This window comes from Streptomyces sp. NPDC059906 (assembly GCF_042730645.1).
GTDB lineage: Bacteria > Actinomycetota > Actinomycetes > Streptomycetales > Streptomycetaceae > Streptomyces > Streptomyces rubrogriseus.
The window spans coordinates 183,000-202,483 of record NZ_JBHWKU010000007.1; the positions used below are offsets into that span (position 1 = coordinate 183,000).

Here is a 19,484-nt window from a genome sequence, read left to right on the forward strand (position 1 = left end):
ATCACCGTGCGCCTTGCGCGGTGGCGGGCCGACGGGCGCCCGTCGGCCGACCGCAGGCGGCTGCACGTCGGCCCGGTGGATAGAATCTCACCTGGGTGTGACCGCTGTCAGACGTCGCCCTCGTTACCAGTCGAGGCCGAGATGTTCCGTGTGGACACCTTTGCTTCTGTGAGGGCCCGCTGCCTGAGGTCGCCGAACAACACCATCGTGGTGGCGGCCAGGACGTCGTCCCTGCCGACGGTCCGCCGGTCTCCCGTGCGGGTGGACAGGGCCCCGACGACATCCTTGGGGAACGGGAGCGCGGCCGCTTCGTCCGGCGTCCCCAGGATGACCGTGCCGAAGCGTTTGACCCCGCCCTCGCGGACGACCACGGCCGCGCCCCGGGCGAGGTCCGTCAGGAACACGCTCGCGATGCCGTCCAGGTCGCGGACCATCGCCGGGACGGCCGTCGCACCCCGGCTCCGCAGCAGCTTCCTCATCCCGGCCTCGAACCGGTGGGCTCCGGCCACGGCACTTGGGGTGCGCGTCCCCCTGCGCTGACGAAGGGGGACGAGGACACCGTCGGCGTCGTACAGGTCACCGGTCCGGCATCGGAACGTCGGGCTGTGTTCGTACCATGTGCCCCCCACTTCCAGCTCGACGTCGCGGTCGGTCGCCGAGATCAGGTCCCCGGGTATCAGCTTCCTCCGGGACTGCTCCGCCGCCGCTCTCCTCGCGCCGTCGATGATCTCCGTCAGCACCGTCCGCGTCACCGACGCGGCGGCCCACGCGGCCGACCGGGAGACGTGCAGCGGGGTCACGTCCCGGAACACCGCTTTGACGAGGGAAGGCTTGAACGGCGCGGGCTGGGCGGTCATCGGAAGTGACGCTCCTTGCTGTCTAGTCGGAGGGCATCCGCGGAAAGCGGGCCTGGAGGGTCCAGACGGCCGGGTTGTCCGCGAGGTCGTCGTGGAGGTCGGTGAGGTCGGCGAGCAGGTCGTGGAGGAAGTCGCGGGCCTCGCGGCGCAGTTCGGTGTGGGAGAAGGAGAGCGGGGGTTCGTCCGCCGGGAGCCACTCCGCCTCGATGTCGACCCAGCCGAAGCGGCGCTCGAAGAGCAGGCGGTCGGTGGACTCGGTGAAGTCCAGCTCCGCCCGCTGCGGCCGGGCGGCCCGGGAGCCGGCCGGGTCGCGGTCGACGTGCTCGACGATGTCGCACAGCGCCCAGGCGAAGTCGAGCACCGGCACCCATCCCCAGGCTGTGGACAGCTCCCGGTCCGCCTTGGTGTCGGCGAGGTACACGTCCCCGCAGAACAGGTCGTGGCGCAGCGCGTGGACGTCCGCGCGGCGGTAGTCCGTCTGCGGCGGGTCCGGGAAGCGGGTGGAGAGGGCGTAGCCGATGTCGAGCACGCAGGTGATGGTGTCACGGACGGGGGCGCGGAGAGGGGCGGGTCCGCGGCCGCGGCCACGACCGCGGGGCCCGACGGGGTCAACTGCGCCGGGAGCACCGGCTTTTCCACCCGTCGCCCCCTGTCTCTATCCTCGTCCCCAATCCCGGTGCGCAAAGTGTCGTCGGGGGAGAGGGAGCAGGCATGGACGGGTTGATTCCGGATGATCCCGAACGGATCGGCAGGTACCGGTTGCTCGGCAGGCTCGGTGAGGGCGGCATGGGCCGGGTGTACCTGGCGCGCTCCGACCGGGGCCGGACGGTGGCCGTCAAGACCGTCCGGGAGGAACTGGCCCGCATGCCGGACTTCCGGCGGCGTTTCGCGCAGGAGGTGCGGGCGGCGCAGCGCGTCGGCGGTGAGTGGACCGCGCCGGTGCTGGACGCCGACACCGACGCCCCCACCCCCTGGGTCGCCACCGGGTATGTCGCCGGGCCCTCGCTCGCCGAGGTCGTCGACCGGCAGTACGGGCCGCTGCCGTCCCCCACCCTGCGGGTGCTGGCGGCGGGCCTGACGCGGGCGTTGCAGGCCATCCACGCCGCCGGCCTGGTCCACCGCGACCTCAAGCCCTCCAACGTCCTGGTGACGATCGACGGGCCCCGCGTCATCGACTTCGGCATCGCCCGCGCCCTGGACGCCTCCACGCAGTCCGCCGAGGGGCTCACCAAAGCCGGCGCCGTCGTGGGGTCGCCCGGCTTCATGTCCCCGGAGCAGGTGCGCGGCGAGAAGGTGTCGTACGCGAGTGACGTCTTCTGCCTCGGCGCGGTGCTGGCCTACGCGGCGACCGGCCGGATGCCCTTCGGCACCGACGAGGGCGGGCTGCACTCGCTGCTCTTCCGTATCGCGACCGAGGAGGCGGACCTGACCGGGGTTCCCGAACCCTGGCAGGGCGTCGTCTCGGCCTGCCTGGTGAAGGAGCCCGAGAAGCGCCCCACCCCCGAGGAACTGCTGACGTCGATCGAGGACATGGCGGGCGCGGACGACACCCCGGGCGGCGCGTGGCTGCCCGGCGAGGTGCTGGCGGAGCTGGGCCGGCACGCCGTACAGCTCCTGGACAGCGAGGACCCGGAGGACCGGTCGCCGGTCGGAGCGGCTCCCGCCGGAGCGGCTCCCGTCGGAGCGGCTCCCGCCGCGGGCTTCGGGCCGCCGCCCGCCGCGTACGGTCCGGCGACGCCCCCGTGGCAGGGCCGCTCACCGCTCGACGCGGGGCCCGGCGCCGCCCGGCCCTCGCCGTACGCCACCCCGGCCCCCGCGGCGGCGCCGGTCACCCCGTCGCCGTACGCCCCGCCGGCCGCCCGCCCGGCGAAGGGGCTGGCCACGGCGCTGAACGTCCTGCTCATCCTGTTCGTCGTGCCGGTGCTGTTCAGTTTCATCGTCCTTGCGACCGTCTACGGCGAGCTGGGCGGGCGGTCCGGTTCGTCGTCCCCCAGGGGCATCGACGACTTCAGGGCGCTGCAGGTGACGGGTCTCGTGGCCGACGGCCTGGGCCTGCTGGTGCTGCTCGCGGCGGCGGTCGTGTGGGTGTGCTGGTTCCGCCGGATGCGGCAGAACGCCGAGTCGTTCGCGCCGGGCCGCATCCGCTACCGGCCGGGCCTGGCGGTGGGCTCCTGGTTCATCCCCGTCGCCAACGTCCTCCTGCCCAAGCAGATCGCCAACGACATCTGGACGGCGACGACCGGCCGCCCGGCGGGCGCCGGACGGTGGCTGATGCACACCTGGTGGTGGCTCTGGGTGGCCCACCTCGCGACAGAACTGAGCGCCTACCAGACCTGGGACGAGAGGAAGACCGCCGCGGGCGCCAGGGAGACCGTCCTCAACGCCCTGGGCGGCGACGTCGTCGCCGTCGTGAGCACCGTGTTCGCCGTGCTCTTCGTCTCCCGGCTCACCAGGCTCCAGGGGGACCGCGCCGCCGGGGCCGGCCGGGTCGCCGGGGCCCGCTGAGGTCAGTCCGGTGCCGTGGCGCGGCGGACCGCGTCGCGGAGCAGGGCGCGTCGGCGGTCGTGCACGTCCGCGGGCTCGTCGGCGGTCGCCGCGTAGACGTTGCTGACCGGTGACCAGGCCATGGACATGGCGATGACGAGGGCCAGCACGTCGAACGGGTCGCCCGGCCGCACCCGGCCCGCCGCCTGGGCCTCGGCGACGGCCCGCAGCTTGGCGTCGTCGCGGCGGTCGGCGTCGTCGACCAGGTGCCCCGCCGGACGCCGCTCCAGCCGCGCCCAGGTGGCCAGCCGGATCAGGTCGGGGCGGCGCAGGTACTCGTCGTAGAGGCGCACGGCCCAGTCCGCGAGGTCGCCGGCGTCGATCGGGACGACGTTCACGATGCGGTCCAGCGAGCCGAAGAAGATCGCGTCGAACAGCCCGTCCTTGCTGCCGAAGTACGCGTAGAGCTGAGCCTTGTTGGTGCGGGCGGCGGCCACGATCCGCTCGACGCGCGCCCCGGCGATCCCGTGTTCGGCGAACTCCCGGGTCGCGACGTCCAGGATGCGCCGGTGGGTGGCGGCGCCGCGGGAGGTCAGGGGCTGGTCGGGGGTGTGGCCGGGGGTGTGGTCGGGGGTGTGGTCGGGGGTGCGGTCGGGCATCTCCGCAGACTATCCCACGCTTAAACAGAACAGTTGGTTTGCCTGATGCCGAACGGGCGCCTAGGCTCAAATAGACCGAACAGTCTGTCTGAAGAGCCGGAGAGAGTCATGAGGACCACTGTGGGCTGGCGGGCGACCGGGCCGACGCTGCGCCGCGCACCGCTGGAACGGCGCGACCTGCGCCCCGACGACCTCGCCGTCCGGGTCGACTACTGCGGCGTCTGCCGCACGGACCTGCACGCCGTCCGGGCCGGGGCCGCCGACGGGAGCGGCCCGCAGCCCCTCGTCCCGGGCCACGAGTTCACGGGCGTGGTGACCGAGACCGGCACCGGCGTCACCCGGTTCCGGGCCGGCGACCCGGTCGCGGTCGGCAACATCGTCGACTCCTGCGGCGCCTGCGCCATGTGCCGGCTCGGCCAGGAGAACTTCTGCCACGCCTTCCCCACCCTGACCTACGGCGGCACCGACCGCCTCGACGGATCGACCACCCTCGGCGGCTACTCCCGTGAGTACGTGCTCGGCGAACGGTTCGCGTACGCCCTCCCCGCCGCTCTGGACCCGGCCGCCGCCGCGCCGCTCCTGTGCGCGGGGATCACCGTCTGGGAGCCCCTGCGCGCCCTGGGCGCCGGACCCGGCACCCGGGTCGCCGTGGCCGGTCTCGGCGGCCTGGGTCATCTCGCCGTGAAGTTCGCCCTCGCGCTCGGCGCCGACACCTCGGTGATCAGCCGGTCGCCGGACAAGGCCGAGGAAGCGCGCCGACTGGGCGCGCGTGAACTCGTCGTCTCGACGGACCCCGAGCGGATGGCCGCCGCCCGCGACCGGTTCGACATCGTCATCGACACCGTCTCCGCCCCGCACGACCTCGGCGCCTACCTCCGCCTGGTCGCGCTGGACGGCACGCTCAGCCACCTCGGGCACCTGGGACCGGTCACCCTGGAGACCCTCGACCTGCTCATCGGCCGCAAGAAGCTCGGCTCCGCGGGCAGCGGCGGCCGGAAGGGCACCGCCGAGATGCTGGCCTTCTGTGCCGCGCACGGCATCACCGCCGACATCGAACTCCTCCCCTCCGAGCGCGTCAACGAGGCCCTCGACCGGCTGGACCGGGGCGACGTCCGCCACCGCTTCGTCCTCGACCTCTCCGACCTGGACCGGCCCGGACCGCCGGGCCCGGCGGACGGATAGGTTGCCGGAGTGATCCTCACCCCGCTCGCCCTCACCCCCGACCACGACATCCCGGGCCCCGTCTTCACCGAACTCACCGCCCTCTACGCCTCCCACCGCGCCTTCCACGCGCTCAGCGGCGACTTCCCCGACCCGCAGGACATCCGTCCGCAGCAGGTCGCGGCCGCGCTCGCCGGCGAACTGGCGCGGCCCGGCGCCGAGGTGCTGCTGGCCCGGGACGCGGGGCGGCTGGTCGGGGTCGCGGTGACGCTCGCCCGGCACCCCGACCCGTCCGACCCGGACCCCTGGATCGGGCTGCTGATGGTGGACGCCGGGCTGACCCGGCAGGGACACGGCAGCCGGCTCGTCTCCCTCGTCGAGGAGCGTCTCCGCGCCGCGGGCCGCACCGCCGTACGGCTCGCCGTCCTCGACGGCAACACCGACGCGCTCTCCTTCTGGACCGCCCTCGGCTACACGGCCGTCGACCACCGCCGCGACCTCCGGTCCGACCGCCCCTGCGCCGTGCTGCGCAGGGAGTTGGAGAGCGACAGGCCGCGCACCCCGCGCCGCGCCGCCCGCGTCGCCGTGCTCGACCCCGAGGGCGCCGTCTTCCTCCTGCGCTACGACAACGTCGAGGTCGGCGTGCACTGGGCGATGCCCGGCGGCGGCCTGGAGGCGGACGAGAACCCCCGCGAGGGCGCCCTGCGCGAGATGCGCGAGGAGACCGGCTGGACCGACCTGGCACCGGGTCCGCTGCTCTGCACCTGGGAACACGACTTCACCCACCTGAGCGTCGGCCCCGTCCGCCAGTACGAGCACATCTACGTCGCCCAGGGGCCCCGCCGGGAGCCCACCGGCCCCCACCTGGCCGCCGCGCACGCCGCGGACGGCATCCTCACCTGGCGCTGGTGGAGCCGGGCCGAACTGGCCGCGGCGCCCGAGCCGCTCTGGCCGCCGGACCTGGCCCTGCTGCTCGAAACCTTCGGGGGCCACGAGGGCTGAGGCGGCGGCGGAGGAGGAGGAGCGGGCGGCGGCTCACGGCGCGTCCGGCCGGCCGTCCCCGCGCAGCCAGTCCGCCCAGATCTCCGAGAAGTCCTCGTCCGGCGCCGACTTCTCCACGTACGCCGTGAAGTCCTCGGTGTCCGCGTTGCCGTGGCGGTGCGCCGCGGCCCAGCCGTGCAGCAACTTCCAGAAGGCGTCGTCGCCGACCGTCTCGCGGATCTTGTGCAGGACCATCGCGCCCCGCTGGTAGACGGGACTGTCGGAGATGTGCGCCGCGTCGGGCGGGTCCGCGGGCGGGAACGCCCAGATCGAGTCGTTCGCGGCCTCGTCGTCGTAGTACGTCCCGTCGTAGAGCGCCTCGAAGGTCTCCTGCGCCGTGTCGCCGCCGTGGTCCTCCTCCCACAGCCACTCCGCGTAGGTGGCGAAGCCCTCGTTGAGCCACATGTCCCGCCAGGTCTTCGGGCTGACGGAGTTCCCGTACCACTGGTGGGCGAGTTCGTGGACGAGCAGCACGGTGTCGGGGGCGCCGGGGAAGTAGGGCCGGTTCTGGGTCTCCAGGGCGTACCCGGCGTCCTCGTCGCGGTCGACGATCGCGCCGGTGGAGGAGAAGGGGTAGGGGCCGAAGTTCTCCCGCGCCCAGTCCATGATCTCGGGGATCCGCTTCAGGACCTTCCGGCTCGCGTCGGCCTGCGTCGGGTCGACGGCCGTGTACACCGGCAGACCGTCGTCCGTGGTGGAGCGGGCGGTCTCCCACTCGCCGACGGCGACGGTGACGACATGGCTCGCCATCGGCTCGGCGGTGTGCCAGGTGAACGTCGTACGGCCGTCACGGGTCCGCTCGTCCCGCAACTCGCCGTTGGAGACCACGCCGAGGCCCTCCGGCACGGTCATCGCGAGGTCGTACGTCGCCTTGTCGGAGGGATGGTGGCTGCCGGGGAACCAGGCCATCGAGCCCGTCGGCTCGCCCAGCCCGACCGCGCCGTCGGCGGTGGGCAGCCAGCCCTCCTCGGAGTCGTCGGGGTCGGTGATCGTCTCCGGCTCGCCGGAGTACCGGACGGTCACCCGGAACGTCTCCCCGTCGTTCAGTTCCTCGGCCGGGCGGACCGTCAGTTCCTGTCCGGCCCGGTTGAACCGGGCGTCCCGGCCCTCGACCGTGACCTCCTCGACGTCCAGGCCCTTGAGGTCGAGGTCGAAGGCGGACAGGTCGCGGGTCGCACGGGCGGTGATCGTCGCGGTGCCGGTGAGGTGCCCGACGCTGGAGCCGGCGTCAGCGTCGGCGTCGGGGTCGGCGTCGGCATCGGGGCCCGGGTCGTAGTCCAGCCTCAGGTCGTAGTGGCCGATGTCGTAGCCCCCGTTGCCCGCCTTGGGGAAGTACGGGTCGCGCACGCCCGAGCCGCCGGGGGTGCCCTCGACCGCGCCGCCGCCACTGCACGCCGCGAGGGCGACGACGGTGGCGGCGGCTACGAGCAGACGAGGGGTGCGCACCTCGTGATCCTATGGGGTGTTTCACGTGAAACGCCCGCTGGGAGCGGCTGTTGGGACCGAGGGGGATCGAGAGCGGCGGCCCGGACAGGGCCTAGCGCAGCGCCGCGGCCCCGGCCTGGGCGAACTTCTCGTCCAGGGTGCCGGACGGGGCGCCCGCGACTCCGATACCGGCGATCGGCGCCTTGCCCGCGGTGACCGGGACGCCGCCGCCCAGGAACAGCGTGCCCGGGATGTCCTTCAGGTTCGGGGCGTTCTCCAGGCGGCCCTCCAGTTCGCTGGTCGGGGCGTTCCAGGAGACGGCCGTGTACGCCTTCTTCTCGGCCGACGCGTAGGACTGCGGACCGGCGCCGTCGCCGCGCATGGTGAGGATCGTGTTGCCGTTGCGGTCGACGACCGCGACCGTGATCCGCTGGCCCTCCTTCTTGGCGGCCTTCAGCGCGGCCTGCGCGGCCTCGGCGGCGGCGTCGATCGTCAGATGGGTGGAGGTGGTGGTGTCGCGCTTGCCGGCCGCGGCGGCCGGGGCGGCCGACACCGCGGAGTCCCGGGCCGCCTCGGGGGCGGAGGCGTTCGCGGCCACCGTGCCGAAGGTGCCGGCGGCGACGGCGGCGAGCACGGCACCGCCGGTGGCGATGCGGGCACGGCGGGAGAGGGTCTTCTTCATGGTGGTCTGCTCCTGCGGGTCAGGCGGTCGGCTTCGTGCTCTCCACTCTCCGGCCCGCACCGGGGACGCACGGTCGCCGTTCCGGCTGTTCGTGGGCGACGGAACGGGCGACGGAGGGGTCGTCCGATCGGTTGACCCGCAGGGCGTCCAAAGAGGGCACCATGGGAGTGTTCGTGCAGCTCAGCCGTCTTCTGCGGCACGTTGTAGGACAGCGGAGCGGAAGCGACGGGTGAGAGGAGGCGGGTGCCGGATGCCGATGCCGATGCCGTACGACTCCTACGCCTCGGACACGTCGAGTGACACGGCCGACGCGGACAGCCGGTGGCTCGGCGCCGTGATGCACGTGGCCTTCTTCCTGCTGCTCGGCGGTGCCCTCGCCCGCTTCCTGCTGCGCCACCCCGGTGAGCCCCGCACCCCGTGGATCCTCGCGCTGTCCCTCACCCTCGCGGTGCTGCACCTGCTCGGGCCGGTCCTGAGCGGCCCCGGGCCGTCCGGTCCCGGCGCTCCGGCCGCCCGGCGACGGCTGGTCCGGCTGGGCCTCGTGGTCGCGGTGTGGATGGTGCTCGTCGTCCTCGCACCCAGCTTCTCCTGGTGCGCGGTGCCCCTCTTCTACACCGGCCTGCGCATCCTGCCCGCCCGGGCGGCGCTGGTGCTGGTCACTGTCCTGACGGTGTTCGTCGTGGCCGCGCAGTTCCGGCTCGCCGGGGGTTTCGACCCCAATCTGCTGTTCGCCCCGCCCGCCGTCGCCGCGATCGCCGCGGCCGTGTTCCTGCACACCGAACGGCAGGCGGCCCGGCAGCGCGCCCTGATCGACGACCTGATCCGCACCCGCCGCGAACTCGCCGCCTCCGAACGCCGCGAGGGCACCCTCGCGGAGCGCCAGCGGCTGTCCATGGAGATCCACGACAGTCTCGCCCAGGGCCTGTCCAGCCAGCGGATGCTGCTTCAGGCCGCCGAGCGGGTCTGGGAGTCCGACCAGGACAAGGCCCGCGCCCATGTCCGGGGCGCGGCCTCCGTCGCCGAGCACAACCTGGCCGAGGCCCGCCGCTTCGTCCACGACCTGGCCCCGGCCGACCTCGCCCGCGGCGGCGGCCTGGAGGCGGCGCTGCGGGCCCTGGCCGCCCGGGAGTCCGGCGACCACCTCACCGTCCGCGTCCACGTCGACGACGGCGCCCGCGTCCCGCCGCTGCCCGACCGCGTCCAGTCGGCCCTGCTGCGCATCGCCCAGGGCGCCCTGGCCAACGTCCGGGAGCACGCGGGCGCGTCCACCGCCGCGCTCAGCCTCACCCTCCTCGACGACGAGGTCGTCCTGGACGTCACCGACGACGGGCACGGCTTCGACCCCGCCGAGCCGTCCGACGCCCCCGCCGGGACGCGCGGGCACGGGCTGCCCGCCATGCACGCCCGCCTGCGCCAGCTCGGCGGCACCCTGACCGTCGAGTCCGCGCCCGGCGAGGGCACCGCCCTGTCCGCCGCGATCCCCCTGGACCCGCCCCGGACCGGCCCGGCAGATCCGCCAGACCCGGCCGACCCGCAGGAGGCACCCCGATGACCGACCCGGCCGCCCGCCGCCCGGCGTCCGCCCCCGTGCGCATCCTGGTCTGCGACGACCACGTCGTCGTACGCGCCGGGCTGCTCGCCCTGCTCGACAGCGCCCCCGGCATCGAGGTGGTCGGCGAGGCTGGCACCGGAGAGGAGGCGCTCGCGCTCGCCGCACGGCTGGCGCCGGACGTCGTCCTGATGGACCTTCAGCTCGGTGCGGGCATCGACGGCGTGGAGACCACCCGCCGCCTCACGGTCGCCACCGGAGCCGCCCCCGCCCGGACACCGCACGTCCTGGTCCTGACCACCTACGACACCGACGCCGACATCACCCGCGCCATCGAGGCGGGCGCGACCGGATACCTGTTGAAGGCGGAACGCCCCGAGGAGCTGTTCGCGGCCATCCACGCCGCCGCCCAGGGCCGTACGGCACTGTCCGGGCCGGTCGCCGGCCGGGTCATGGCCAACCTGCGCAGGCCGCGCCCCGCCCTCACCGGCCGCGAGCGCGACATCCTGGCCCAGCTCGCCACCGGGCTCGGCAACCGGGAGATCGCCCGCGCCCTGTTCATCAGCGAGGCCACGGTGAAGACGCATCTGCGCCGCATCTACGACAAGCTCGGCGTCGACACCCGGGCCGGCGCGGTCGCCGTGGCCAAGGAGCAGCGCCTGCTGCCGTGAGGCCCCGCCCCGCCCCGCCCCGCCCCGGCCCGCCCCGCCCGTCCGGCACAACGCCGAAGGCCCCCCGGCCGGACGTCCGGGGGGCCTTCGTACGGAACCGACGGGCGGGTGAACCTCAGACGTTCACGCCGAAGTCCTGGGCGATGCCCGTCAGGCCCGAGGCGTAGCCCTGGCCGACGGCGCGGAACTTCCACTCGGCGCCGTTGCGGTACAGCTCGCCGAAGACCATGGCGGTCTCGGTGGCGGCGTCCTCGGACAGGTCGTAGCGGGCGATCTCGGCGCCGCCGGCCTGGTTGAGGATGCGGATGTAGGCGTTGCGCACCTGGCCGAAGTTCTGCGAGCGGTTCTCGGCGTCGTAGATCGAGACCGGGAAGACGATCTTCTCGATGTCGGCCGGGAGACCCGCCAGGTTGACGTTGATCGCCTCGTCGTCGCCGGCGCCCTCGCCGGTGCGGTTGTCACCGGTGTGGACGATGGTGTTGTCCGGCGTCTGCTTGTTGTTGAAGAAGACGAAGTGGGCGTCGGAGTAGACCTTGCCCTGCGTGTTGACCGCGATCGCGGAGGCGTCGAGGTCGAAGTCGGTGCCGGTGGTGGTGCGGACGTCCCAGCCGAGCCCCACGGTGACTTCGGTCAGGCCCGGAGCCTCCTTGGTGAGCGAGACGTTGCCACCCTTGGACAGGCTTACAGCCATTGTTGGGAGTCCCTTCCCTCGTTTACGTACGGCAAGAAAGCTACAGCTACCACCATGAACGTCGAGAGGGGTCCACAAGGTTCCGCCTCTCTTTACTCTCTTTACCAAGAGCGGGATCAGGATATTCGAGTGACGCGGGCCGCCCGCGGACGGGAACATGGAGGGCATGTCCGGTCCCCATGTCATCCGCGGCTCCGTCTCCCTGCCCGAGGCCGAGCTGGTCTGGCGTTTCTCGCGCTCCTCGGGGCCCGGCGGACAGCACGTCAACACCACGGACACGGCGGTGGAGCTGCGCTTCGACCTGGCGCGGACCGAGGCCCTGCCCGAGGTGTGGAAGCAGCGGGCGCTGGAGCGGCTGGCCGGGCGCCTGTCCGACGGGGTCGTCACCGTCCGCGCCTCCGAGCACCGCTCCCAGTGGCGCAATCGGGAGACCGCCGCCGTACGCCTGGCCGCGCTCCTCGCCGAGGCCACCGCGCCCCCGCCCAGGCCCCGCAGGCCGACCCGCATACCGCGCGGCATCAACGAACGCCGGCTGCGGGAGAAGAAGCAGCGCTCGGACACCAAACGCGGGCGCTCCGCGCGGGGCTGGGACTGACCTGACCGGCGGGCCCGCGTCTCAGTCCAGCTCCAGCACGCCGACCGTCTCCTCCTCGGCCTTCTCCCCGTTGGGACGGAAGCCGAGGCCCAGGTAGAAGTTCTGCGGACCGTGCCCGCCGGGATGCCAGGTGACGAAGCACTGCGTGCCGCCGCGGCGCCGGATCTCGCCGGCCACCGACTCCACGGCGAAGCGGCCGTATCCCCGGCCCTGCTCCGCGGCGGCGATGTTGAGGCGCCACAGGCCGGAGCGCAGCGCGCTGCCGTCGTCGTACCAGTCGACGCCGAAGAAGCCCATGAGGAAGCCGACCGGACGGTCGCCGTCGAGGATCAGGCGCGGCCAGGCCTTCTCACCGTGGACGTACGCCTCGGCGAGGGACTTCACCACCGGGTCGACGGCGAACTCCTGCTCGGGGCGCACCCGTATGGCGAGCGCGGCCTCGATGTTCGCGGGAGTGATCGGCTCCAGTCGGAGCCCGGCGCTGGTCGTCATGTGCGCACCCTAGGCAGGGCGCGAGGGCACGGGCGAGCGAATTGCCCGCTCAGCCCAGCTGCCGGTACCGGCCCCGGAAGTACGTCAGCGGACCCCCGTCCGCGCTCGGCAGCGTCGCGGTCAGGACCCGGCCGATCACCAGCGTGTGGTCGCCGGCCGGCACCCGCTGTTCGGTGCGGCACTCCAGGGTCGCCAGGGCGCCGCCCGCCAGGGGCGCCCCGGTCGCCTCCCCCCGCGCGTACGGGATGTCCGCGAACAGGAGGCGGTCGCTGACCCGGCCCTTCATCGCGAAGCGGCCCGCGATGTGCCGCTGGCTCTCGGAGAGGACCGACACGGCCCACAGGGGCTGCTCGTCCAGCAGGTCGTCCATGCGGGAGCCCTCGCGCAGGCTGACCAGGACCAGGGGCGGGTCCAGGGACACCGACATGAAGGCGGTGGCCGTCATCCCGACGTCCTCGCCGCGCGGCGCCAGCGGGTCGTCGGGGTCCAGCGGCGGCTCCTGCGCGGTCACCAGGACCACGCCCGAGGCCAGCCGGGACATGGCGGCACGGAACTCCTCGTTGCTCACCCCCTCAGCATGCCCGGAGGCGGGCGAGGTCAAGGGGGACGCGGGGGTCGCGGGAGACCCGGGATACGTGAGAGACGGAGTGTTCGGCACCCCGTCACGCTAATCTCCGGTGCGGGGGCGGGGCATCGGACCCTGGTCCCGAACGGGACCTAGGACCATGGAAGGAGACGTGCGCATTCCTGTGAACTTTGCGATCGGTAAACGCACGGGGAACCCGCGGAAAACCCAGAAATCCCCACTCAATTGTTCATGTTTCGCTGTGACTTGAGTCACAAGAAGCGGTAATTGTTGACCCTGTGTACCGAGTGCGGAGCGCACTGTGATTCAGTGGCGGGGAACCTGCAAGAGCACGATCCGGGGCACCCTCAGTAAAGGCGCCGAAGACAACCCTTGATTCACTGCGAGGTCTCGGGGGGAGGGCGAGCATGGAGACCGACTCGGAGCCCTACGTCCGCCTTGCCTCCCTGCGTCAGCTGCACCAGGCCATGGCCGACATGAACAAGGCCCGCAGCCTGGCCGACACCCTGCAGGCCGTCGCGGACGGCGTCGTCCAGGCCCTCAACTACGAGCTGGCGTGCGTCAACCTGGTCGGCCCCGACGGCGACCTCGTCGTCGCCGCCTTCGCCGGCAACCCGGCCGCCGAGGCACTCATCACCGGCCGCTCGGGCTCCCGCGAGTCCTGGGACCGGCGCCTGGGCATGGGCGAGCAGTGGGGCGACCTGATCTTCATACCCCACACCGAGGGCTGGGTCCTCGACGACGACGACGTCCCGCAGTGGTACACCGACGGGCCCGCGCCCCGCTTCGAGGACGAGTGGCACCCCTCGGACCGGCTCTTCGCCCCGATGTACGCCCCCGGCCCGCAGGGCGCCGGCAACAGCGGCGAGCTGATCGGCGTCCTGTCCGTGGACCGCCCGCGCAACGGCCGCCGCCCCGGCGCCTGGGGCCGCGAGGCTTTGCAGATGTACGCGTTCCAGGCCGCCATCGCGATCAGCAACGCCCGGCTCCGCTCCAACATGCAGCGCGCCCTGGTCCGCCTGGAGCGCGACCAGCAGGCGCTCAGGGCCAGCGAGGAGAGCTTCCGCCAGGCCTTCGAGTACGCCCCCTCCGGCATGGCCATCGCCGAGATGGGCGGCGACCAGCACGGCCGCATCCTGCGCACCAACGACGCCCTGTGCCGGCTGCTGGGCCGCCGCGCCTCCTCGATGCGCCGCTACGCCTTCTCCGACCTCGTGCACCCCGAGGACATCGGCACCCTGCTGCGCACCTCCGCCGAGGGCGGCCGGGCCGAGCTGCGCCTGGGCCGCCGCGACGGCACCTACGTCTGGGTCTCGCTGCGCAACAGCGTCGTCGCCGACGCCGCCGACGGACCGCGCTTCCTGCTCACGCACGTCGAGGACATAGAGGAGCGCAAGCGGCGCGAGCTGCACCTCGCCCACCGCGCCTCCCACGACTCCCTCACCGGCCTGCCGAACAGCGCCGAGCTGCGCTCCCGCCTCGCCGCCCGGCTCTGCCAGCGCCCGCAGTCCTCGCACGCGGCCGTGGCCGACGCCATGGACGCCGCCTACGGGCACTCCGCCGTGTTCGACTCCGGCGGCCACACCTTCGACTTCACCGCCGCCGCCGAGCCGTACGGCGCCTTCGACCACCACGTGCACGCGGTGGCCCCCGAGGACGGGCGCGACGACGGCACCAAGGGGCTCGCGGTCCTCTTCTGCGACCTGGACGGCTTCAAGTCGATCAACGACCGGTTCGGGCACAACGCGGGCGACGCCGTCCTCATCGAGGTCGCCCGGCGGCTCAGCGGCGGCGTCCGCGACGGCGACACCGTGGCCCGGCTCGGCGGCGACGAGTTCGTGATCCTCGCCAACGGGCTCGGCCGGGCCGACGCCCAGGACCTCGCCGTACGGCTGCGGGGCGAGATCATCCAGCCGATCCGGGCCGAGGGCCGGGCCGTCCGGGTGGGCGCCAGCTTCGGCATCGGCTGGGCCCACTGCGGCATGACGGCGGACGAGGTGCTCAAGTCCGCTGACGAACGGATGTACGTCGAGAAACGATCTCGTCCCAAACAGCACCGCCGTGCCGGATGATCACCAGGTCAGCGCGTTGATGCGGTCCGAGTCACCCTTTTGGGTCAGTGGGAGCGGGTAGGCTCGCCATCTCGACCCGTACCGCACCACGCACCGCATCTGGTTAGGAGACCTAGGGATGACGCCCGGCAACAACGGCGCGAGCACGCCCGAGGACGACGACCCCTTCGGCTACCTCTACGCCGACGGGCAGGCCAACGGGGCCCAGCCGCCGTCCGGTGGCTACGGCTATCCGAACTCGGTCAACCGGGTGCGTCCCGTCGGCACACGGCAGTACGGCGCACCGCAGGGCGGCCAGGGCGCCCAGACCGCCGCCTACGGCCAGGCCGCCCCGCCCCAGCAGGGCGCCTACGGCCAGCCGCAGGGCGCGTACGGGCAGCCGAACGCGCACTACGCCGCGCCGGAGACCCTCCCCGGCGGTGGCGGTCCCGGTGCCCCGCAGCAGCCGTCCGGGCGCGGCGGGGGCGGCGGACGCCGCGGCCCCAACACCAAGGGCCTGCTGATCGGCGCGGTGGCGGTCGTCGCCGCCGTGGTCATCGGCATCGCCGTGGCCATGACGAGCAGCGGCTCCGACGACGACAAGGGCGGCAACGAGGCGGGCGGCGACCCGGCCCCCACCCAGTCCGAGAGCACCGAGCCCAGCCCGTCCGCGAGCGACGGCGCCGAGGAGGAGGTCGAGCTGCCCGCGACCGACGCGAAGGCGCTGCGGCTGTCGCCCGGCATGGGGACCGCCTCCGACTTCGAGGGCGCGGAGTCCGACGGTGGCGTCTACGTCACGGGCTTCAACCAGGTCGGCGCGAAGGTCACCTGGACCGTCGACGGCATCGAGAAGGCCGGCGGCTACCGGCTGAACGTGCGCTACGGCATTCCGGGCAAGGACGCCGACGCGACCCTGGTCATCAACGGCAAGGCCTCCGCGCGCCCGCTGAACATGAAGAACTTCGGCGGCACGCCCGAGGGCGACTGGGAAAAGGGCTGGCAGACCACCTGGGCCAACGTGAACCTGACCAAGGGCACCAACACCATCGAGCTGGCGTGCAACGAGGGCAACAAGTGCGACCTCGTCCTCGACAAGCTCTCGCTCTCGTCCGAGTGACCGGCCGGCCCGGGTAACCGCACCCGGGCCCCGCATCCGCACCTGGGCCCCGCATCCGCACCCGGGCCCCGCACCTGGGCCCAGCACCCGGGCCCAGCACCCGGGCCCCGCACCCGCACCCGGGCCCCGCATCCGCACCCGCATCCGGGCCCCGCATCCGCACCCGGGCCCCGCATCCGCACCCGGGCCCCGCATCCGGGCCCCGCACTCAGGCCGCGCCCGCCTCCGCCGTCACCGCGACGCCGCGTCCGAGCAGCTCCTCGTACGCCGCCCGGTCGAACTCGCCCGCCACCGGCGCCAGCACCGTCGCCGCCGACAGGGCGACCGCGCGGGCCAGCCGGTCCGGCCAGGGCAGGTGCTCCACCAGCCCGGAGAGCAGGCCCGCGACCGCGGAGTCGCCCGCGCCGGTCGGGTTGCCGCGCACGTGAGCCGGCGGAGCGGCACGCCAGCGTCCCTCCGGGGTCACTGCCAGCAGCCCCTCGGCGCCGAGCGAGGCGATGACCGAGCGGGCACCGCGGCGCCGGGCGGCCTGCGCGGCCCGCTGCGGCTCGTGCGAGCCGGTCAGCTCGGCCAGTTCGTCGGCGTTCGGCTTGATCAGGTCCGGGCGGGCGGCCAGCCCCCGGCGCAGCGGCTCCCCGCTCGTGTCGAGGAGCACCGGCACGCCCGCGGTCCGCGCGACCCGCACCAGCCCGGCGTAGGCGCCCACCGGGACACCCGGCGGCAGGCTGCCGCACAGGGCCACCGCGGCCACGCCGGCCAGCAGGTCCTCGTACGCCTCCTGGAAGGCGTTCCACTCGGCGGGCGCCACGGTCGGTCCCGGCTCGTTGAGCTGGGTGGTGTCGCCGGTGCGCTCGTCGACGACGGCGACGGTGCGCCGCGTCGCCCCCGCGACCGGCACCAGCGCGTCGGTCACCCCGGGGACGCCGGTCAGCCCCTCGCGCACGACGCCCCCGGTGGTGCCGCCCGCGAAACCGGTGACCGTGACCTCGTGGCCGAGGGCCGCCAGCACGCGGGCCACGTTCAGCCCCTTGCCGCCGGGCCGCTCGGTCACCTCGGTCACCCGGTGCGAGGCGTGCGGCCTGAGACCCTGCACGCGGTAGGTGATGTCGAGCGCGGTGTTGAGAGTGACGGTGAGGATCACCGTGCCGACCTCCCCCGATCGTCTGCGGCTGGGTGTGCCCGCGGAGCAGTGCTCCACGACACGATCATGCCAAACGGGAGGCGGTCGGCCCAGCCCCCGGCCCCGAGGGGACCCGGGGACGGATCAGCCCAGTTGGGGATCGACCACCCATGCGCCCCGGCGCATCACGCCCACCAGGTCGAAGGCGTCGTCCAGGACGACCAGGTCGGCGTCCTTGCCGGGTTCCAGGGAGCCGATCCGGTCGTCCAGGCCGAGGAGCCGCGCCGGGTTGGCGGAGATCGCGGCGACGACGTCCCCGACGGGCAGCCGGTCCACCGTCACCGCCCGCTTGAAGGCGCGGTCCAGGGTGAGCGTGGAGCCCGCGATCGAGCCGCCCTCCACCAGCCGGGCCACGCCGTCGGTGACCTCGACGTCCATCGGGCCGAGCTGGTAGCGGCCGTCGCCGAAGCCGGCCGCGTCCATCGCGTCGGTGATGAAGGCGACCCGGGCGGCACCCGCGTGGTGGAAGGCCAGCTGGAGCGCGGCCGGATGCAGGTGCGTGCCGTCGTTGATCAGCTCGACGGTGATCCGCTCGTCCTCAAGCAGCGCCGTGATCGGACCCGGGGCGCGGTGGCCGACCGGGGGCATCGCGTTGAAGAGGTGGGTGGCGACGGTGGCGCCCGCGTCGATGGCCTGCACGGTCTGCTCGTACGTCGCGTCGGTGTGCCCGACGGCCGCGATGACGCCGTGCTCGACCAGCAGCCGTACGGAGTCCAGGCCGCCAGGCAGCTCGGTCGCCAGCGTCATCATCTTCGCGTGCCCGTGCGCCGCGTCGACCAGCTTGCGCACCTCGGCCGGGTCAGGGTCGCGCAGCAGCTGCTCGTCGTGCGCGCCCTTGCGGCACGGCGAGATGAACGGCCCCTCGAAGTGGATGCCAACGATGTCGCCCTGCTGCGCGAGTTCGGCGAGCAGTCCGGCCCGCCGGGCGAGGAAGTCCAGCTCACCGGTGACGGCGGAGGCGACCACCGTGGTGGTGCCGTGCCTGCGGTGGGTCTCGACGCCCTTGAGGATCTCCTCGGGCGTGCCGCTGGTGAAGGAGGCGCCGCCGCCACCGTGGTTGTGGATGTCGACGAAGCCGGGGACCACCCAGTGGCCCGCCAGGTCGACGGTCTCGGCCTGCGGGGGAGCCGTGTCCGCGATCCGCGTGCCGTCGACGATCACGCGGCCGTCGTCCACGGTCCCGGTGGGCAGTACCACCCGGGCACCGGCGAGAACCTTGCTTGGGGCCATCAGGTGGTTACCTCCGGGGGAGTCGCGGCCGTGGCGGCCGTGGAAGCTGGGGAAGTCGGAGCGGGCGGAGCGGGCGGAGCAGCGGTGTCGAGCAGGTCCCAGGCCATCAGCCCGGCACCCAGGCAACCGGCGGTGTCCCCGAGTGCGGCGGGGACGATCTCCGGCAGTTTCTGGAAGGTGACGCGCCGCCGGACGGCGTCCCGCAGCGGTGTGAACAAGGTTTCCCCCGCCTCGGCGAGGCCGCCACCGATGATCAGGACACGTGGGTCCAGCAGGGTGAGCGCGGTGACCAGCCCGTCGGCGAGCGCGTCCACGGCGTCCTGCCACACGGCGAGCGCGCGGGCATCCCCCGATTCGACGGCCTTGGCGCAGTCGGCCGCGTCCGCCCCGGGGTCGCCGCAGGCCTGGGCCCACGCCTGGCTGACCGCCGACGCGGAGGCGAAGCGCTCCAGGCAGCCGCGCTGACCGCACGGACAGGCGATGCCGCCGGGGCGTACGACGACGTGGCCGATCTCGCCCGCGAAGCCGTGGGCGCCCGCCTCGACGCGGCCGTCGATGCCGATGGCGCCCGCGATCCCGGTGCCCAGCGGCACGAACAGGAACCGGTCGGCGCCCTGCCCGGCCCCGATCCGGCCCTCGGCGAGGCCGCCGGTGCGCACGTCGTGGCCGAGGGCGACCGGAATACCGCCGAGCCGTTCGCCGAGCAGCGTCCGCAGCGGCACGTCGCGCCAGCCGAGGTTGGCCGCGTACACGGCGACGCCGCGCTCGGCGTCGACGATGCCGGGGACGGCGACGCCGGCGGCGCGGGCGGGCTCGCCGAACCGGTCCGCGCCGTAGGCCCGCAGCTCGGCGGCGAAGTCCAGGATGCCCGCGACGACCGCCTCGGGTCCCCGCTCGCGTCCGGTGGCCCGGCGCGCCTGGTGCAGCAGTTCGCCCCCAGGCCCCGCAAGGGCGGCCTTCATCCCGGTGCCGCCCACATCGAGGGCGATGACATGTCTCACGGGGACAGTGTG

General features: G+C 73.6%; 19 protein-coding genes. 8 read left to right on the forward strand and 11 right to left on the reverse strand.

Annotation, left to right across the window (positions count from 1 at the left end; genetic code table 11):
- Nucleotides 1–107: 107 nt before the first annotated feature.
- Together ACFV9J_RS14270 and ACFV9J_RS14275 are read right to left on the reverse strand one after the other, a co-directional pair.
- A complete protein-coding gene (locus tag ACFV9J_RS14270) occupies nt 108–857 on the reverse strand; it encodes a hypothetical protein (RefSeq protein ID WP_385353899.1) in 750 nt (249 codons plus the stop codon).
- Between the two features lie 22 nt (nt 858–879).
- Nucleotides 880–1,386: a hypothetical protein gene (locus ACFV9J_RS14275; protein WP_385353901.1), complete on the reverse strand. Its 507-nt coding sequence runs from the start codon at nt 1,384–1,386 to the stop codon at nt 880–882.
- Nucleotides 1,387–1,568: 182 nt separating this feature from the next.
- On the opposite strand from ACFV9J_RS14275, the gene ACFV9J_RS14280 reads away from it, so the two are divergent.
- The gene (locus tag ACFV9J_RS14280) at nt 1,569–3,362 is read left to right on the forward strand and encodes a DUF4328 domain-containing protein (protein ID WP_385353903.1); all 1,794 of its coding nucleotides are present in this window, start codon (nt 1,569–1,571) and stop codon (nt 3,360–3,362) included.
- Between the two features lie 2 nt (nt 3,363–3,364).
- Here ACFV9J_RS14280 and ACFV9J_RS14285 read toward each other — a convergent pair whose 3' ends face one another.
- The gene (locus ACFV9J_RS14285) at nt 3,365–4,000 is read right to left on the reverse strand and encodes a TetR family transcriptional regulator (RefSeq protein WP_385353905.1); all 636 of its coding nucleotides are present in this window, start codon (nt 3,998–4,000) and stop codon (nt 3,365–3,367) included.
- A 108-nt stretch (nt 4,001–4,108) separates the two neighbouring features.
- Between ACFV9J_RS14285 and ACFV9J_RS14290 the strand changes: the two genes are divergently transcribed.
- Nucleotides 4,109–5,182, forward strand: coding sequence for an NAD(P)-dependent alcohol dehydrogenase (locus ACFV9J_RS14290; RefSeq protein ID WP_385353907.1), 1,074 nt, complete (start codon nt 4,109–4,111; stop codon nt 5,180–5,182).
- A 9-nt stretch (nt 5,183–5,191) separates the two neighbouring features.
- Nucleotides 5,192–6,163, forward strand: a complete 972-nt coding sequence (locus tag ACFV9J_RS14295) for a GNAT family N-acetyltransferase (protein WP_385353909.1) — start codon at nt 5,192–5,194, stop codon at nt 6,161–6,163.
- Between the two features lie 33 nt (nt 6,164–6,196).
- Here ACFV9J_RS14295 and ACFV9J_RS14300 read toward each other — a convergent pair whose 3' ends face one another.
- Together ACFV9J_RS14300 and ACFV9J_RS14305 are read right to left on the reverse strand one after the other, a co-directional pair.
- Nucleotides 6,197–7,648, reverse strand: coding sequence for a M1 family metallopeptidase (locus tag ACFV9J_RS14300; RefSeq protein WP_385353911.1), 1,452 nt, complete (start codon nt 7,646–7,648; stop codon nt 6,197–6,199).
- A 91-nt stretch (nt 7,649–7,739) separates the two neighbouring features.
- The gene (locus ACFV9J_RS14305) at nt 7,740–8,309 is read right to left on the reverse strand and encodes a heme-binding protein (RefSeq protein WP_385353913.1); all 570 of its coding nucleotides are present in this window, start codon (nt 8,307–8,309) and stop codon (nt 7,740–7,742) included.
- A 256-nt stretch (nt 8,310–8,565) separates the two neighbouring features.
- On the opposite strand from ACFV9J_RS14305, the gene ACFV9J_RS14310 reads away from it, so the two are divergent.
- Together ACFV9J_RS14310 and ACFV9J_RS14315 are read left to right on the forward strand one after the other, a co-directional pair.
- Nucleotides 8,566–9,861 (forward strand): sensor histidine kinase, encoded by a 1,296-nt coding sequence (locus ACFV9J_RS14310; RefSeq protein WP_385354103.1) that lies wholly within the window; start codon nt 8,566–8,568, stop codon nt 9,859–9,861.
- Entirely contained in the window at nt 9,858–10,529 is a 672-nt protein-coding gene (locus tag ACFV9J_RS14315) for a response regulator (RefSeq protein WP_385353915.1), read from the forward strand. The genes ACFV9J_RS14310 and ACFV9J_RS14315 overlap by 4 nt, the downstream gene beginning before the upstream one ends.
- 115 nt (nt 10,530–10,644) lie before the next feature.
- Here ACFV9J_RS14315 and ACFV9J_RS14320 read toward each other — a convergent pair whose 3' ends face one another.
- Nucleotides 10,645–11,220, reverse strand: a complete 576-nt coding sequence (locus ACFV9J_RS14320) for a TerD family protein (protein WP_003974698.1) — start codon at nt 11,218–11,220, stop codon at nt 10,645–10,647.
- Nucleotides 11,221–11,377: 157 nt separating this feature from the next.
- Between ACFV9J_RS14320 and arfB the strand changes: the two genes are divergently transcribed.
- Nucleotides 11,378–11,815, forward strand: a complete 438-nt coding sequence (gene arfB / locus ACFV9J_RS14325) for an alternative ribosome rescue aminoacyl-tRNA hydrolase ArfB (RefSeq protein ID WP_003974697.1) — start codon at nt 11,378–11,380, stop codon at nt 11,813–11,815.
- 21 nt (nt 11,816–11,836) lie between these two features.
- Here the strand turns inward: arfB and ACFV9J_RS14330 are convergent, their stop codons facing one another.
- Nucleotides 11,837–12,307 (reverse strand): GNAT family N-acetyltransferase, encoded by a 471-nt coding sequence (locus ACFV9J_RS14330; protein ID WP_385353918.1) that lies wholly within the window; start codon nt 12,305–12,307, stop codon nt 11,837–11,839.
- 49 nt (nt 12,308–12,356) lie between these two features.
- Nucleotides 12,357–12,965: a flavin reductase family protein gene (locus tag ACFV9J_RS14335; protein WP_385353919.1), complete on the reverse strand. Its 609-nt coding sequence runs from the start codon at nt 12,963–12,965 to the stop codon at nt 12,357–12,359.
- Nucleotides 12,966–13,300: 335 nt separating this feature from the next.
- Here ACFV9J_RS14335 and cdgB point away from each other — a divergent pair, with 335 nt between their 5' ends.
- Entirely contained in the window at nt 13,301–14,965 is a 1,665-nt protein-coding gene (gene cdgB, locus ACFV9J_RS14340) for a diguanylate cyclase CdgB (protein ID WP_385353921.1), read from the forward strand.
- Between the two features lie 118 nt (nt 14,966–15,083).
- Nucleotides 15,084–16,061: a CBM35 domain-containing protein gene (locus tag ACFV9J_RS14345; protein WP_385353923.1), complete on the forward strand. Its 978-nt coding sequence runs from the start codon at nt 15,084–15,086 to the stop codon at nt 16,059–16,061.
- Between the two features lie 208 nt (nt 16,062–16,269).
- Here ACFV9J_RS14345 and ACFV9J_RS14350 read toward each other — a convergent pair whose 3' ends face one another.
- The 3 genes from ACFV9J_RS14350 to ACFV9J_RS14360 all read right to left on the reverse strand — a co-directional run bounded on the left by ACFV9J_RS14350 (nt 16,270) and on the right by ACFV9J_RS14360 (nt 19,472).
- Nucleotides 16,270–17,202 carry a 1-phosphofructokinase family hexose kinase gene (locus ACFV9J_RS14350; protein ID WP_385354105.1) on the reverse strand — a complete coding sequence of 311 codons (933 nt, stop codon included), beginning with the start codon at nt 17,200–17,202 and terminating at the stop codon, nt 16,270–16,272.
- A 123-nt stretch (nt 17,203–17,325) separates the two neighbouring features.
- Nucleotides 17,326–18,471, reverse strand: coding sequence for an N-acetylglucosamine-6-phosphate deacetylase (nagA, locus tag ACFV9J_RS14355; RefSeq protein ID WP_385353925.1), 1,146 nt, complete (start codon nt 18,469–18,471; stop codon nt 17,326–17,328).
- Complete coding sequence (locus ACFV9J_RS14360) at nt 18,471–19,472, reverse strand: ROK family protein (protein ID WP_385353927.1); 1,002 nt, start codon at nt 19,470–19,472, stop codon at nt 18,471–18,473. The genes nagA and ACFV9J_RS14360 overlap by 1 nt, the downstream gene beginning before the upstream one ends.
- Between the last annotated feature and the right edge of the window lie 12 nt (nt 19,473–19,484).